This is a genomic window from Lentzea sp. NPDC004789, from assembly GCF_053601075.1.
This window is the reverse complement of the sequence record NZ_JBSGBE010000006.1, coordinates 349,244-363,362: the sequence shown is the minus strand read 5'-3', so window position 1 is coordinate 363,362 and position 14,119 is coordinate 349,244. Positions and strand designations below refer to the sequence as shown.

The following is a 14,119-nucleotide window of genomic DNA, read 5'->3' as shown; positions in this document are numbered from 1 at the left end:
GAACAAGACACCCCCGCGGCTATTCTAGGTGCTCATGGGGGTACAGCTGCCGAGTTTGGCGGCGCTCGCGGTGCTGGCGGTGTTCACCCAGGTGGGGATCTGGGTGGACGGGGACAACCTGGGCCTGCCCTTCGGCGTCTGGATGATCGTGGGGGCGGTGCTGGCTTCGGCACTCGTGCGCCGCATCGGTTTGTGGACCGTGGCACCGGCGCCACCGGTCGTGTTCGTGATCGTCGCGGTGGGCAACGCCGCCTGGCGGCGGTTGGCGTTCTGGGGGAACAGCAAGGAGTTCGTCGCGGACGCGGTCCCGTGGTTCGTCAACGGGTTTCCGTGGCTCGCGGCGTCGGTCGGCGCGGCACTGGTGGTCGTGGCCGTCCGCATGTGGTCTGGGGGAACAGGGGAGAATGCAGGTCTTCGTCGACGAGGGCGGCAGTAGGCGGGTGCTGGCGCGGCTGGTCAGCCTGACCGTCGCAAGTGGACTGATCGTGTTCGCCGTGGTGGTCGGCGGCACGCTGCTGGAAGTGTGGTGAGGCGCGCTCCGCGGCTGCACTGGATCTCCATCCTGCTCGGGTTGCTCGTGCTGATGAGCGTGGTCTCGTTCCACGCCTACACCGCGATCAGGCCCGAGCCGGTGCAGCACGCCCGTGAACACCGGGAGCTGCCGGAACGCACGCTCGCGCTGGCGTTCCACGGCGGTCCGGATCCGAAGTGGACACCGCGACTGCTGAACGCGTTGCGGGAGTCCGGCGTCAAGGCGACCTTCTTCGTGGTCGGCACGCAGGTCACCCGCAACCCGGAGGTGACCCGCCGCATCGCGGACGAGGGCCACCAGATCGCCATCGACGGCTTCCGCGCCGAGGGTGACTGGGTGGACCCGCACAACCTCGCGTTCGCGCAGGCCGCCCTCGCCGACGTGCTCGGCGCGCACACGCGGCTGGTCGGCGCGCCCGTCGAGGTCGACAGCGGTGACCGCGACTATCAGGACATCGGCACGCTGGTGAAGATGTCGCTGCGCGAGCAACGGGGCGTCGTCCGGCTGCACGACGACGGCAGCATCGGTGCCGACATCGCCCGCGAACTCGCCAAGGCGCCCGGCTACCGGTTCGTCACGGTCACCGACGACCGCCTGGTCGAGGCCACCGCGGCCGAGCGCTTCACCGGCGCGGTCACCACGTGGTCGCAGCGCAACGGCGGCATCGTGCTGATGGTGCTCGGCACCGCCGTCGCGATCGCGGCCCTGCTGGGCCTGCTGCGCACGCTCATGCAGCTCGGCCTCGCGCACACCGACCGCCGGCTGCGGCGCGAGAGCGCGCTGGAGCCGCCGCCGTGGATCGCGCCGCCGGTCTCGGTGGTCATCCCGGCCTACGACGAGGCGCTGAACATCGCCGCCACGGTGAGGTCGATCGCGGCGAACGACCACTGCGCCGATGTCGAGGTGATCGTCGTCGACGACGGCTCGACCGACGGCACCGGCGACCGCGCCGAGGAGCTGGGCCTGCCCGGCGTCACGGTGATCCGGCAGGCCAACCAGGGCAAGCCGGCCGCGTTGAACACGGGCATCCGCGCGGCTAGGCACGACGTGCTGGTGCTGCTCGACGGCGACACGATCTTCGAGCCGGGCACGATCGGCGAGCTCGTGCAACCGTTCTCCGACGCCGAGGTCGGCGCGGTCTCCGGCAACGCCAAGGTCGGCAACCGGCGGGGCCTGCTGGGGCGCTGGCAGCACCTCGAGTACTGCGCGGGATCCAACCTGGACCGGCAGATCCTGCACGCGCTGCGCTGCATCCCGACCGTGCCGGGCGCGATCGGGGCGTTCCGCAGGGCCGCGCTCACCGACGTCGGCGGCGTCAGCGACGACACGCTCGCCGAGGACACCGACCTCACGATGGCGGTCACACGCGCGGGCTGGCGGGTCGCGTACCGGCAGCAGGCGAAGGCGTGGACCGAGGCACCGAGCACGCTCCGCGGCCTGTTCCGGCAGCGTTACCGCTGGTCGTACGGAACATTCCAGGCCATGTGGAAACATGGCGGCGCGTTGCTGGAGAAAGGGCCGATGGGCCGGTTCGGACTCCTCTACCTGCTGGTGTTCCACCTGCTGCTGCCGTTGCTCGCGCCGATGATGGACCTGTACGTCCTCTACGGGTTTCTGGTGGCCGACGCGCCACTGGCGTTCATCGTGTGGGCGGTGTTCCTGCTGCTCCAGACCGCGAGCGCCGGGTACGCGCTCAGGCTCGACGGCGAGTCGCTCAAGCCGTTGTGGGCGTATCCGCTTCAGCAGGTCGTGTACCGGCAGCTGATGTACGCCGTGGTGATCCAGTCGTTGATCACGGCGGTGCACGGCACCCAGCTGCGGTGGATGTCGGTGCGGCGGACGGGTCTGCTCACGGACGTGCCCGGCGGTACGGTGCACGTCACCTAGGAGTCGACGAGCACGGGTGGGTCGCACGCCCCTGGGCACGCCTGCGCGTCAGCAGGAGGTCTTCGCCGCCGTGCTCCACGTGCTGGCCGAGGTCGGCTACGCCCGGTTCAACACGGACCTGGTCGCGGGCGGGCAAGGCGAGCCTCTGCCAGCGGTGGCCGTCGAAGGCGCGGCTGATCACCGAGGCGCTGAAGGCCAACCTGCCGGTGCTGGCGCAGCCCGACGAAGGGACGTTCGCCGAGGACGTCCGCCAGTGCGTGCTCGCCGCACCGGAGGTGTTCGACCGGTCCGACGACGACGGGCTCGGCGTCGTGGTGATCGCCGCGCCGCCCGCCGGCCTGCTGCCGGGCGTTCGTGACGCGGTGGACAGGTGTCCCGCGCAGGCGGTGACCCTGGAAGAGTGATCTGAATCCTCCGTTCCGGTGAGGTGTCATCACTGGAAATTGATTCAGCTCCTTTTCGTTGACACCTCGATGGCCCCTTTCCGGTCACGCTGTTCGTCCAGAATCGTAGGCGCGACCACCACGGCGTTGTGGTGGGCGCGCCCGCGCGTCTCCGAAGAGTCGAAAGACCCTTCCCGACCAGGACGAACAACGGGATGGTGACGGCGGCGCGGTGAGTACCGGCGGTGTGTAACGGGTACCTGTGCACCGGGTGTCCAGCGCACGTCAGGAGGACCAGCTATGTTCAACGGCGATCCATTTCCATCCCGCGTGGACAAAACAGACGTGCGGCACGTCGAGACGCTGACGAGCGCTTTGCGGGCACTGGACTACGAATACGGCGGAGGCTCCTGCCGGGACGCCTGCGTCGCGTTGCTGAACTGGGCGAACCCCTTGCTCGACACCGGCTCGTCTGGCCCCGTGCTGCACCGGCTCCAGGTGGCCATCGCGGACCTGCACAACCTGGCCGGCTGGGCGTCGTTCGACATGGGACTGCTGGAGTCCGCGCACCTGCACTTCGGCCGTGCGATGGACCTCGCGCGTGCGTCGGGCAACAGCGCGTTGGAGGCCAACATCCACTACCGGATGGGCCGCGTGCATCTGCACTACGAACTGGCCGAGGACGCGTTGGTGTCGTTCCAACGCGGTTTGCCCATCGCACAGGCGAGTGGGTCCACTCTGGCCGTGTCGATCCTGCACGCCAACGAGGCGTGGGCGTTCGCGAAGATGGGTGCGGAGAAACAGGCGTTGCGCCAGTACGCGCGTGCGGAGGAAGAGTTCGAACGCGCGGAAGCCGAGGAGGCACCGCCGTGGGCGCGGTTCTTCGACCTGGCCGACCTGGTCTCGATCGGCGGCATGGTCCACACCGAACTCGCGCGCACCTGCGACGTGAAGTACGCGCGGTCCGCGATCCCGTTGCTCACCAGGGCCATCGCCTCCGGGGGCCAGGACGCCTCGCGCAGCCAGTCGTTCCGGCTCGCCGCGCTGGCGGTCAACTACCTGGTGCAGAACGAGGCCGAGCAGGCGCGGGAGGTCGGGGAGCAGGCGATCGCGCTGTCCGGTCCCATCCGCTCGGCCCGCACCCGTGACCGCATGCGGCCGTTGAAGCAGGAGGCGGAACGGTTGCGCGGCAACGCGGCCGCGGACGAACTCTCGTCACGCCTCGGAGCGTTCATGTCCATTTCGCGGGGAGCTGCCTGATCCCGCGTGGAAGGCGTCGCCGGAGCCCGAGGAGAGGTTTGGGCTTCGAGCCCCGGCGACACCACGGGACCGGACGGCGCCCAGCTGGGGGCCCTGACGCCGTCCGGTGTCTACAGGGGCCGGTCAGCAGCGGATTTCGGTGCTCACCTGGTAGGTCGTGCCGTCGACGGTCCACTCTCCGTGGGCCGACGTGCAGACGTTGAGCGTGTCGCCGGGGCCGGACCACAGTTCCTGCTGCCGGTAGCCGCCGTGCTTGCCGCCGGCGTAGCCGTAGGGCTCGTGGTAGTCGGGCCCGCCCCACTTCTCGATCACGATGGCCGGGGTGTAGGGCGCACCGCCGTTGTGGACGTCGGACCAGGTGTAGATGTAGGCCCAGTTCTTTCCGCAGCCCTTGAACTGCTTGACCGAGGCCCACTTCTGGCCGCCGGAACCGATGTAGGCGGTCTTGCCGATCTGCGTCACGGGGCCGCAACCGGGAGCGCTCTCCGCCTGCGCCTGGCCGGAGGTGGCCACTCCGAGGAGCAACGCGGCGACGGCGACGAAGGTTGTCCTCTTCATGGGCGAGAAGCATCACGCGACCCGCTGACATTTCGCTGACACCTCGGGTTACCGGCTGGTTAGGATCGGCACATGCAACGGCGGTGGGGGTTCAGGGTTCTGGGATCGTTGCAGGTCATCGACTCGGGCCGGGTCGTGGAGCTCCGCTCGGCCAAGCAGCGTGTCCTGCTCGCCGCGTTGTTGATGAAAGCCAACGCGCCGGTCTCGTCGTACGAGCTGATGGAGCACCTCTGGGGCGAGGAGCCGTCCGGTTCCGCGCGCGCGACTCTGCAGACGTACGTCATGCGGCTTCGCCAGTCGCTGGACGATCTGGCGGACCGGCAGCTCGTCCGCACCTGGCCGACCGGTTACTCGATCCACGTCGACGACGACCAGCTCGACCTGCTGACGTTCCAGCGGCTGCGGGCGGAGGCCCGGCGCGCGCCGGACCTGGAGACCGAGGCGCGGCTGCTGGGCGAGGCGGCGGCGTTGTGGCGGGGGCCCGCGCTCGACCAGGTGTCCTCGTTGCGGATGGAACAGACCGACGTGCAGCGGCTCAACGAGCAGCGCTGGGAGGTGCTGGAACGCCGCAACGACGCCGAGCTGCAGCTGGGGCGGCACGACCAGATCGTCGACGAGCTGCGGTCGCTGGTCGCGGAACACCCGCTGCGGGAACGCTTCTGGTACCAGCTGATGCTGGCGCTGCACCGGTCCGGGCAGCAGGCGCAGGCGCTCGACGTCTTCCGCCGCGCGAGCGAGGTGCTCGCCGACGAGCTCGGCATCGACCCGAACGCCGAGCTGCGCGCGTTGCACATGGAGGTCCTCGCGGGATCGTCCGCACCGGTCGCGGTGCAGACGGGACCGTCCTGGCTGCCACCGGCCGTCGGTGACTTCTCCGGCCGGTGCGACGAGGTCACGCGGCTCACGGCCGGGCTGCGGGCCGGCGGGACCTGGACGATCACCGGGCCGGGCGGGGTCGGCAAGACCTCGCTGGCCGTGCACTGCGCGCATCTCGTCAGGGACGCCTTCCCGGACGGGCAGCTGTACCTGAACCTGCGCGGTGGTGAGCAGAAGCCCGTCGAACCGGCCGCCGCGCTGGACCGGCTGCTGCGCGGCCTCGGCGTGTCCGGCGGCGCCATCCCGTCCTCTGTGGACGACCGGGTCGATCTGTACCGGGACCTGTTGTCGGACCGGAAGATCCTGGTCGTGCTGGACAACGCGATCAACGAGGCCCAGGTCAGGCCGTTGCTGCCGGGGACCACCTCCGGTGCCGCGCTGGTGACGTCACGCGCGGCGCTGGCCGGGCTCGAAGCCGCTCACGTGGTGCCGTTGGACGTGCTGCCCTCCACCGACGCGCTGGCCCTGCTGCGGACCGCGATCGGCGAGGCCCGGTGCGCCGCGGAACCCGTTGCGGCGCAGGCGATCGTGACGTACTGCGGACAGCTCCCGCTGGCGCTGCGGGTGGCCGCGGCCCGGCTGGTCGCGCGGCCGCACTGGCAGCTCGCGAAGCTCGCCGGGCGGTTGTCCGACGAACGGCGCCGGTTCGACGAGCTGTCGCTGGGCGACCTGGACGTGCGTGCCTCGCTGGCGCTGTCCTACGACGGCCTGGACGAGTCGCACCGCACGGCGTTCCGGCTGCTGTCGCTGGTCGACACGCCCGACTTCCCGGCCTGGGTCGCGTCACCGCTGCTGGGACTGGACCTCGACGACGCGGAGGACCACGTCGAGGCGCTGGTCGACGCGCGCCTGGTCGAGTACGCGGGCCGGGACGCCCTGGGCCAGGTGCGTTACCGGCTGCACGACCTGCTGCGGGCGTTCGGCCGGGAAGCGGCCGACGAGGACCCGGCGGTGGCGCTGAAGGCGTTGTTCGAGCAGTGGCTGGACCTGGCCACGCGGGCCGACGCCGAGCTGCCGCACCAGGCGATCCGGCTGGAACCGCACGGGCTGGCGCGGTTCGACCTCGGCGACGCGGCCGACTGGTTCGACGCGGAGTGGCAGAACGTCCACGCGGTGATCACGCAGGCCGCCGCGCTCGGCCTGGACGGGCTGGCCGCGGAGCTGGTCATCCGGTCGGCCGCGTTCTGCGACCTGCGGGCCCGTTTCGACGACTGGGCGCAGATCAACGAGCTCGGGTTGTCCTGCGCGCCGCCGGAACGCCGGCCGATCCTGTTGCAGCAGCGGGGCATCCTGTCCGGCCGGATGCACAGGTACACCGAGGCGTCCGCGGACTTCGCCGCCGCGCAGGAGGGGTTCGCCGCGTCCGGTGACGTGTGGGGCGAGGCCTACGCGTGGTACGGCATGGGGTGGATGCACGAGTGGAGCGGCCGGTCGGTGGAGGCCCGTGCGGCCCATCGCGAGGCCATGGCCCGGTTCGTGGCGTCGGGCAACCCGCACGGCGAGGTCGAGGTGCTGTGTTCGCTGGGCGCCATCGAACGGCGGGCCGGCGGGCTGGCCGCGGCGCAGGAGTACCTGGAGCGGGCGCGGCGGATCGCCCGTCAGCTGGGTGACGAGCAGAGCGAGCTGATGGCGACGCTGGAACTGGGGCGGCTGCACCAGTTCACCGGTGAGCTGGAGATGTCGGCGGCGTTCCTGCGGTCGTCGCTGGCCGCCGCGCAGAAGCTCGGCGACCCGGACTTCGCCGCGAACATGCGGTTGTTCCTCGCCGACACGCTGATCCGGTCCGGGCAGCTCTCGCTGGCCGAGGAACAGCTGCGGCAGGCCTGGGAGTACTTCGAGGAGCACAACGACCAGCACGGCCGGATCTGGGTGTGGCGCTTGAGATCAGGCCTGGCGCAGACGCCGGAGGAGGCGTTGCGGCTCGCCACGCTGGCGGTGGACCATGCGCGGGAGATGGACTCGCCGCCGGAGTACGGGCGGTCGTTGCGGGTGCTGGGCAACGCCCTGGAACGCGCCGGGCGGCTGGACGAGGCCCGCGAGCACTGGCGGCAGGCCGAGGAAACGCTGACGGCGGCCGGGTTCCAGGCGGAGGTCGACGAGCTCCGCCTGGCCACCTCCTAGGCCTAACTCTGGTTCTGGCTCAGCACCGTGTCGACGGTGACGCCGGACGCGATGATCATGCTGAGCAGCGGGTCCGGCACCTGGCGGTGGAACTGCACGACGTAGTTGTCCGCGGTCGAGAACAGCGCCTTCGCCATGCCCTGCCACGTCTTGGTGATGCGCGCGACCTCGGTCTCGGTGTGGTCGCGCAACGAGAAGTCCCACGCGCGGAAGTTCTCCGCGTAGATGCCGCCGACCTTCATCCCGTTGCACACGTAGGCGAAGCGGACCTTGCCGAAGACGTTCTCCTGGATGATCTCGCCGATCGGCATGCCGTCGCCGCGCTCGACCAGCACCTTGGACTTCCACATGGTCGCGGGGCGCACCAGCCGCAGCACCGGATGTCCGTGCACGTCCCGGATCTCCAGGCGGACGTCCAGCATCGAGTCGAGCTTCGTGAAGGCGCGCAACGCCTTGGCGGCACCGGACTGGCCGACCTGCTCGACGGTGCCGATGTGGCGGGCGTGCTGGTCGTAGATGACGTAGGAGTTCGACATCTCGATGAGCTTCGCCTTCTGGTTCACCACCAGGACGGGCTCGGTGAACAGCGTGCCGCCGCCGCCCTGGACCGGCTGCTGGATGCCGGCGCGCTGCACCTGCTGCGCGACGCGTTCCTGGCCGGTGCCGCCCATCTGCACTTCCACGTGGTGGGCGTCGGTCTGCTGCTGGCGCGGCTGCACGTGCGGCGTCCACTGGGTGCCGTCCCACCAGCGCACGAAGCGCGGATCAGCGTTGTCCGGGTACCAACCGGGCGCGGTGTTCATGCCCGTGAGCGTACGACCTCACGGCAGCCGTTGGTGCCAGGCGACGGGGCACGGTTGTCGCCTGGCAGCTCTGCAACGGCCGGGTCAGCTGATCGTGATCGCACTCGCCGGGCAGAGGCTCGCCGCTTCCTTCGCGGTGGCCTCGTGCGCGGCGTCTGGGTGCTCCACCAGCAGCACCACGGTGCCGTCTTCTTCGCTCTGGTCGAAGAGGTCCGGGTCCGTCAGCACGCACATCCCGGAGCCGCAGCACTTCGACTGGTCGACCGAAATCTTCATGACGACCACGCTACTGGCAACGAGTGGACTCCGTAGATGCCCATGTTCGTGCGCAGCGGCACCTCCTCCGGTGCCACGTCCAGCCGGAGGTCGGGGAACTCCTGGAACAGCTTGGCGAACGCGATCCGCATCTCGATGCGGGCGAGCTGCTGACCCAGGCACTGGTGGATGCCGTGCCCGAACGCGACGTGGCCGGACGCGGGGCGGCGCAGATCGAGCTCGTCGGGGTTGCCGGGGAACTTCTCCGGGTCCCGGTTCGCGGCCGGCACGTGCATCAGCACGGTGTCACCGGCCTTGATGAGGTGCCCGTCGATCTCCACGTCCTCCAGCGCCGACCGCATCGGTCCGAAGTGGATGATCGACAGGTACCGCATGAGCTCCTCGACGGCGTTGTCGATGATCTCCGGCTCGTCCTTGAGGATCTTGAGCTGGTCCGGGTGCTCCAGCAGCGTGAACGTGCCGATGCCCAGCATGTTCGCCGTGGTCTCGTGCCCGGCGAGCAGGAGCAGCATCGCCATGTTGGCGGCTTCCTCGTCGGTCGGCTCACCGGTGGCCAGCAGGTCGCTGATCATGTCGTCGCCGCCGGGGTTCGCCTTCTTGCGGGCGATCAGCTCGCGCATGAACGCCTGGATCCGTTCGAGGGCCGCCATGGCCTCCTTGAACGTGGTGTCCAGGCTCAGCATCTTCGCGGTGTCCTCCTGGAAGCGGTGCCGCTCGCCGTAGTCGACGCCGAGCAACGCGCAGATCACCAGGGACGGCACCGGAAGTGCGAACTCCTTGACCAGGTCGGCCCGGCCGTCGAACGTCCGCAGGTGCTTGAGCTGGTCGTCGACGATGCCGCCGATCCACTCGGACAGCTGGTTCATCCGACGGACCGTGAACTGGCCCTGCAGCATCTTGCGCAACCGGGTGTGGTCCGGCGGGTCCTGGCTGAGGAACATGCCGGGCTCGGCCTTGCGCCGGCTCCCCTCCTCGGGCAGCTCGCCCTGGAACCGCTTGTCGAGCAGGTGGAACCGCTCCGGCTCGTTGCTGAACTTCGGACTCCCCAGGATCTCCCGCACCTGGTGGTGCCCGGTGACGAGCCAGCCGAGGTGACCGTCGGCGAACTTCAGCCTGCTGATGCGGGCCTTCTCGCGGATCTCGGTCACCTCGGCGGGCGGGTCGAACGGGGTCTGGCGCGTGGTGGGCAGTTCTTCGGAGATCAATTCGGTCATCTCGCACACCTCCCAGTGCTCGGCAGAGGACCTATTTCGAAGCTACAGAAGTTTCATGACTCTGTGAAGCTGAATCCAGGGTTACGGTCCGCCACGAACCGAAATCCGTCCGCATCCGCCTGTCGTGGGTCGCGACGGCCACGGCCGCCCTCGTCTCCCGCAGTGCCTCCGTCAGCTCGTCGACCAGCGCGATCGACAGGTGGTTGGTCGGTTCGTCGAGCAGCAGCACGTGCGGGCCGCCGCTCAGCAGGATCGCGAGCTCCAGTCGTCTCCGCTGTCCGGTGGACAGGCGGCCGACCGGTCGCGCGAGGTCCTTCTCCGTCAGCAGACCGAGTTCCTCCACCCGTGAACACAGCTGCGCCGCCGTGGCGTCCTCGTTCTCGAACGACGACTCCTGGGTGAGCAGCGCGACCCGGCCGGCGTGCTGCACGGTGCCGGCGGCGGGGGAGATGCGGCCGGCCAGCACGTTCAGCAGCGTCGACTTGCCGGCCCCGTTCGGGCCGGTGATCAGCAGCTTCTCTCCCGCACTCAGCGAGATCGGCGCGGTCAGCCTCAGCCTGCCGGGTACCTCCAGCGGGGTCGCGTGCAGCAGGTCGCCCTCGGCGGACAGGTCCGGCGCGACGAAGCGCAACGGTGGCGGGGGAGCGCCGACGCGCCGGTCGTCGAGCTCCTCCAGCCTCCTGGCGACGTTGCGCATCCTGTTGGCCGCCCGCGTGCCGCGCTTGTGCCGGAACGCGCCCTTCGGCGGGCGCCACGCGTCCTTCAGCCGGGACTGGGCGCGTTCGACCTTCTCGGTCAGCTCGTCGTGCTCGGCCTCCTCCTGGGCGAACCGCTGTTCCCAGCGCTGCCGTTCGGCGCGCTTGGCCTCCTGGAACGCCCGGTAGCCGCCGCCGTGCAGGTGCACCTCGCCGTCCGGGGCCGGATCGAGGTCGAGCAGCTGCGTGCAGACGTCGTCCAGCAACGCGCGGTCGTGGCTCACGAGCACCACGACGCCGTGGTGCTGCCGGAGTCGTTCGGTGAGGAAGTTCAGCGCGTGCGCGTCCAGGTGGTTGGTGGGTTCGTCGAGCAGCAGGACGTCCGCGCGTTCGGCGAGCAGGCACGCCAGGCGGACGCGGTAGCGCTCACCCACGCTGAGCTCGGCGAGCTTCTTCGCCCGGTCGTGGTCGGCGTCGAGTGCTTCGAGTGCGATGCCGGCCCGGCGTTCGGCGTCCCACGCCTCGATGTCCTCGGCGTGGGCCAACGCCTTCTCGTAACGCTGCTCGTCGAACGGCGTGGCCGCACTGTCCAGTTCGGACAGTGCGTGACGGCTTCCGCGCAGCGCGTCGTTGAGCAGGTCCCCCACCGTTTCGTCGTCGTGGAACGGCATTTCCTGGCGCACCAGGCTCAACGAACCGTGCCGGGTGACGGTTCCCTGGTCCGGTGCGAGGTCGGCGGCGAGCAGGCGCAGCAGGGTGGTCTTGCCGCGGCCGTTCTCACCGATGACGCCGAGGCGTTGGCCGGCGGAGACCTTCAGCGAGATGCCGTCCACGACGGGGCCGGACTCGTAACCCTTGGTGAGGTCGTGGGTCGTCAGATGAACATGCGAGCGCATGCGGGATCTTCTTTCGGGTACGCGAAATCAGGACGTGGCGTGGTGGCGCACGTCCTGGATCAGAGGTAGAAGACCCCGTACCCGAATCTCACGAAACCCACGGTACTTGCGGCCGCAAAGCCTTTTCGGCGGCCGGTGTGCTCCCCTGTCCCCGTAGACCTGTGGAGGAGGCTGGGATGAAGGCGATCGTGGTGGGCGGCGGCATCGGCGGGCTGGCGGCGGCGGTGTCGTTGCGCCGCGTCGGCTGGGAGGTCCAGGTCCTGGAGCGCGCCCCCGCGTTCACCGAGATCGGCGCCGGCGTGGGCGTGCTGCCGAACGCGCTGCGGGCGCTGGAGTGGATGGGCGTCGCCGACGAGATCCGGCGGCTCGGCACCCCGCGCGTGTCGGGCGGTGTGCGGGCGTCCGGCGGGCGCTGGCTCGTGCACCTGCCCGAGGCCGGTCAGGAGAGGGTCATCGCGATGCACCGGGCGGACCTGCACGGCGTGCTGCTGCGCGCGCTGCCGTCCGAGATCCTCTTCAACAACGTCGAGGTGACCGGCGTTGAGGAGCTGGACGCGGACCTCGTGGTGGCGGCGGACGGCATCGACAGCCGCCTCCGCGCGGAGCTGCTGCCCGACGCGCCGGGACCGGTGTACGCGGGGGCCACGGCGTGGCGAGGGGTCGCGCCGGGGCCTTGCGACCTGCCGATCACGCAGACACTCGGTCCCGGCCGCGAGGCGGGCGTCCTGCCGCTCGGCGACGGCCGGGTCTGCTGGTACGTCGCGGCGGTCGCGCCCGCGCAGGCCGACCTGGACCCGCTGGAGCTGTTCGGCGGCTGGCACGACCCGCTGCCGGAGCTGCTGAGGTCGACCACCGACGTGCTGCGGCACGACATCCACGAGCTGCCGCTGCTGCCCACGTTCGTGCGGGGCCGGGTGGCGTTGCTCGGCGACGCGGCGCACGCGATGACGCCGTACCTCGCGCAGGGGGCGTGCATGGCGCTGGAGGACGCCGTGACGCTGGCCGCGGTCGACGGCGACCTCGCGCGGTACGACGCGCTGCGCAGGCCGCGGACGCAGGCCGTGTGGCGGGGCTCGCGGCGGGCCGGGAGGTTCGGGATCGAGGTGCGGTCCCGGCTCGGGCTCGCGGTGCGGGACTTCGCGTTGCGCTCGATGCCGGGTTCGGTGGCGCTGCGGGGAATGAGCCGTTTCACCTCGTGGCAGGTGCCCGCGATGCCACGCTGACGTAGTTCACTCGATCGGGTCGAATCCACCAGTGAACTAGATCACTGGTCAATGTTTGGTTTCGGCGAGATAACAGTCCAAAACCACCCTTTGTCGCGTGCATTGTCACCCGGTTGCGGTATCAAGTACTCGCTGAGCGTGTCGGACGCGGTCCAGTGATCCAGATGGCGTAGCGCTAGAGGCGGTTTCGGCCACACGAAAGCGCAACTACGGTGCCTCGCCATGACCCCCGTCCCGACTGATGTGATGCCCCGTTCCCTCACGGCGCTCCCCCCGGCGCAGGACGAGAACATCGGCGAGATCGACATCGCCGAGGCAGAGGACTTCGTCCGCCAGCACCACGCGGAGGCCCCCGACCTGGGCCCGGTGGAGGCTCGCCTGGCCGAGGTGCACGCGGAGATCGCCGCGACCGGCACCTACCGTCACACCACCGCCGAACTGACCTTCGGCGCACGTGTGGCCTGGCGCAACAGTTCCCGCTGCATCGGCAGGCTGTACTGGCGCAGCCTGAAAGTGCGCGACCTGCGGGAGGTGTCCACCCCGGCCGACGTGGCCGCGGAGTGCGTCGAACACCTTCGCGTGGCGACGAACAAGGGCAAGATCCGGCCCGTCATCACGATCTTCGCCCCGGCCGAGCCCGGCCTGCCCGCCCCGCAGATCCTCAACGAGCAGATCGTCCGCTACGCCGCCTACCGGGGCTCCGACGGCGGCGTGCTCGGTGACGCCCGCAACCTGGCGCTCACCGAGCTCGCGTTGAAACGCGGCTGGCAGCCGCCGGCGTCGCGCGGCCCGTTCGACGTGCTCCCGCTCATGGTGTCCTGCCAGGGCCACGAGCCGGCGCTCGTCGAGATCCCGGCCGACGCGGTGCTCGAAGTCCCGTTGTCCCACCCCGAACTGCCGTGGCTCGCGTCGCTCGGCGTGAAGTGGCACGCCGTCCCCGCGATCAGCAACATGCGCCTGCGCATCGGCGGCATCGACTACCCGTCGGCGCCGTTCAACGGCTGGTACATGGGCACGGAGATCGGCGCCCGCAACCTCGCCGACCACGACCGGTACGACCTCCTGCCGTACCTCGCCAAACGAATGGGCCTGGACATGTCGTCGGAGGCGACGTTGTGGCGCGACAGGGCTTTGATCGAGCTCAACCGCGCCGTCCTGCACTCGTTCGGCGAGGCGGGGGTCACGATCACCGATCACCACACCGAGTCGAAGAGGTTCCTGACGCACCTGGAGAAGGAGGAGGCCGCCGGACGTTCCTGCCCCGCCGACTGGTCGTGGATCGTGCCACCCGTGTCGGGTGGGCTCACCCCGGTCTACCACCGCTACTACGACTCGGGTGAACTGCTGCCGAACTTCTTCCCCGCGGCCAAGCCCGGTTGTCCCGTGTCGCACTGA

At 70.0% G+C, this 14,119-nt stretch carries 13 protein-coding genes; 8 read left to right on the top strand and 5 right to left on the bottom strand.

The features are described 5' to 3' along the window. The first annotated feature begins 34 nt into the window (after positions 1 to 34). The 5 genes from ACWEIJ_RS16925 to ACWEIJ_RS16905 all read left to right on the top strand — a co-directional run bounded on the left by ACWEIJ_RS16925 (position 35) and on the right by ACWEIJ_RS16905 (position 4,062). Positions 35 to 436, top strand: a complete 402-nt coding sequence (locus tag ACWEIJ_RS16925) for a DUF6542 domain-containing protein (RefSeq protein ID WP_449838086.1) — start codon at positions 35 to 37, stop codon at positions 434 to 436. Then, positions 405 to 530 carry a hypothetical protein gene (locus ACWEIJ_RS16920; protein WP_449838085.1) on the top strand — a complete coding sequence of 42 codons (126 nt, stop codon included), beginning with the start codon at positions 405 to 407 and terminating at the stop codon, positions 528 to 530. Before ACWEIJ_RS16925 ends, ACWEIJ_RS16920 begins: the two co-directional genes overlap by 32 nt. After that, complete coding sequence (locus ACWEIJ_RS16915; RefSeq protein ID WP_449838084.1) at positions 527 to 2,419, top strand: bifunctional polysaccharide deacetylase/glycosyltransferase family 2 protein; 1,893 nt, start codon at positions 527 to 529, stop codon at positions 2,417 to 2,419. The genes ACWEIJ_RS16920 and ACWEIJ_RS16915 overlap by 4 nt, the downstream gene beginning before the upstream one ends. Positions 2,420 to 2,625: 206 nt before the next feature. Further along, positions 2,626 to 2,823, top strand: a complete 198-nt coding sequence (locus tag ACWEIJ_RS16910; protein WP_449838083.1) for a ferredoxin — start codon at positions 2,626 to 2,628, stop codon at positions 2,821 to 2,823. Between the two features lie 309 nt (positions 2,824 to 3,132). Continuing rightward, a complete protein-coding gene (locus ACWEIJ_RS16905; protein ID WP_449838082.1) occupies positions 3,133 to 4,062 on the top strand; it encodes a hypothetical protein in 930 nt (309 codons plus the stop codon). A gap of 123 nt (positions 4,063 to 4,185) precedes the next feature. Here the strand turns inward: ACWEIJ_RS16905 and ACWEIJ_RS16900 are convergent, their stop codons facing one another. Continuing rightward, positions 4,186 to 4,620, bottom strand: a complete 435-nt coding sequence (locus ACWEIJ_RS16900) for a hypothetical protein (protein WP_449838081.1) — start codon at positions 4,618 to 4,620, stop codon at positions 4,186 to 4,188. A gap of 72 nt (positions 4,621 to 4,692) precedes the next feature. Here ACWEIJ_RS16900 and ACWEIJ_RS16895 point away from each other — a divergent pair, with 72 nt between their 5' ends. Beyond that, the gene (locus ACWEIJ_RS16895) at positions 4,693 to 7,617 is read left to right on the top strand and encodes a BTAD domain-containing putative transcriptional regulator (RefSeq protein ID WP_449838080.1); all 2,925 of its coding nucleotides are present in this window, start codon (positions 4,693 to 4,695) and stop codon (positions 7,615 to 7,617) included. A gap of 2 nt (positions 7,618 to 7,619) precedes the next feature. Here ACWEIJ_RS16895 and ACWEIJ_RS16890 read toward each other — a convergent pair whose 3' ends face one another. From ACWEIJ_RS16890 to ACWEIJ_RS16875, 4 genes are all read right to left on the bottom strand, one after another. Next, positions 7,620 to 8,420 (bottom strand): phospholipid scramblase-related protein, encoded by an 801-nt coding sequence (locus ACWEIJ_RS16890; protein ID WP_449838079.1) that lies wholly within the window; start codon positions 8,418 to 8,420, stop codon positions 7,620 to 7,622. Positions 8,421 to 8,504: 84 nt separating this feature from the next. Next, positions 8,505 to 8,696, bottom strand: coding sequence for a ferredoxin (locus ACWEIJ_RS16885; protein WP_355449188.1), 192 nt, complete (start codon positions 8,694 to 8,696; stop codon positions 8,505 to 8,507). Beyond that, a complete protein-coding gene (locus ACWEIJ_RS16880; protein ID WP_449838078.1) occupies positions 8,693 to 9,910 on the bottom strand; it encodes a cytochrome P450 in 1,218 nt (405 codons plus the stop codon). Before ACWEIJ_RS16880 ends, ACWEIJ_RS16885 begins: the two co-directional genes overlap by 4 nt. Before the next feature lie 31 nt (positions 9,911 to 9,941). Next, positions 9,942 to 11,501 carry an ABC-F family ATP-binding cassette domain-containing protein gene (locus tag ACWEIJ_RS16875; protein WP_449838077.1) on the bottom strand — a complete coding sequence of 520 codons (1,560 nt, stop codon included), beginning with the start codon at positions 11,499 to 11,501 and terminating at the stop codon, positions 9,942 to 9,944. A 176-nt stretch (positions 11,502 to 11,677) separates the two neighbouring features. Between ACWEIJ_RS16875 and ACWEIJ_RS16870 the strand changes: the two genes are divergently transcribed. Together ACWEIJ_RS16870 and ACWEIJ_RS16865 are read left to right on the top strand one after the other, a co-directional pair. Then, complete coding sequence (locus tag ACWEIJ_RS16870) at positions 11,678 to 12,724, top strand: FAD-dependent monooxygenase (protein WP_449838076.1); 1,047 nt, start codon at positions 11,678 to 11,680, stop codon at positions 12,722 to 12,724. Between the two features lie 222 nt (positions 12,725 to 12,946). Next, complete coding sequence (locus ACWEIJ_RS16865; RefSeq protein ID WP_449838075.1) at positions 12,947 to 14,119, top strand: nitric oxide synthase oxygenase; 1,173 nt, start codon at positions 12,947 to 12,949, stop codon at positions 14,117 to 14,119.

Bases quoted from the DNA above. Each gene is read 5' to 3' on its own strand.
- ACWEIJ_RS16925 (WP_449838086.1), top strand. From the start codon at position 35: ATGGGGGTACAGCTGCCGAGTTTGGCGGCGCTCGCGGTGCTGGCGGTG.
- ACWEIJ_RS16885 (WP_355449188.1), bottom strand. From the start codon at position 8,696: ATGAAGATTTCGGTCGACCAGTCGAAGTGCTGCGGCTCCGGGATGTGC.
- ACWEIJ_RS16875 (WP_449838077.1), bottom strand. From the start codon at position 11,501: ATGCGCTCGCATGTTCATCTGACGACCCACGACCTCACCAAGGGTTAC.
- ACWEIJ_RS16870 (WP_449838076.1), top strand. From the start codon at position 11,678: ATGAAGGCGATCGTGGTGGGCGGCGGCATCGGCGGGCTGGCGGCGGCG.
- ACWEIJ_RS16895 (WP_449838080.1), top strand. From the start codon at position 4,693: ATGCAACGGCGGTGGGGGTTCAGGGTTCTGGGATCGTTGCAGGTCATC.
- ACWEIJ_RS16865 (WP_449838075.1), top strand. From the start codon at position 12,947: ATGACCCCCGTCCCGACTGATGTGATGCCCCGTTCCCTCACGGCGCTC.
- ACWEIJ_RS16900 (WP_449838081.1), bottom strand. From the start codon at position 4,620: ATGAAGAGGACAACCTTCGTCGCCGTCGCCGCGTTGCTCCTCGGAGTG.
- ACWEIJ_RS16880 (WP_449838078.1), bottom strand. From the start codon at position 9,910: ATGACCGAATTGATCTCCGAAGAACTGCCCACCACGCGCCAGACCCCG.
- ACWEIJ_RS16890 (WP_449838079.1), bottom strand. From the start codon at position 8,420: ATGAACACCGCGCCCGGTTGGTACCCGGACAACGCTGATCCGCGCTTC.
- ACWEIJ_RS16920 (WP_449838085.1), top strand. From the start codon at position 405: ATGCAGGTCTTCGTCGACGAGGGCGGCAGTAGGCGGGTGCTGGCGCGG.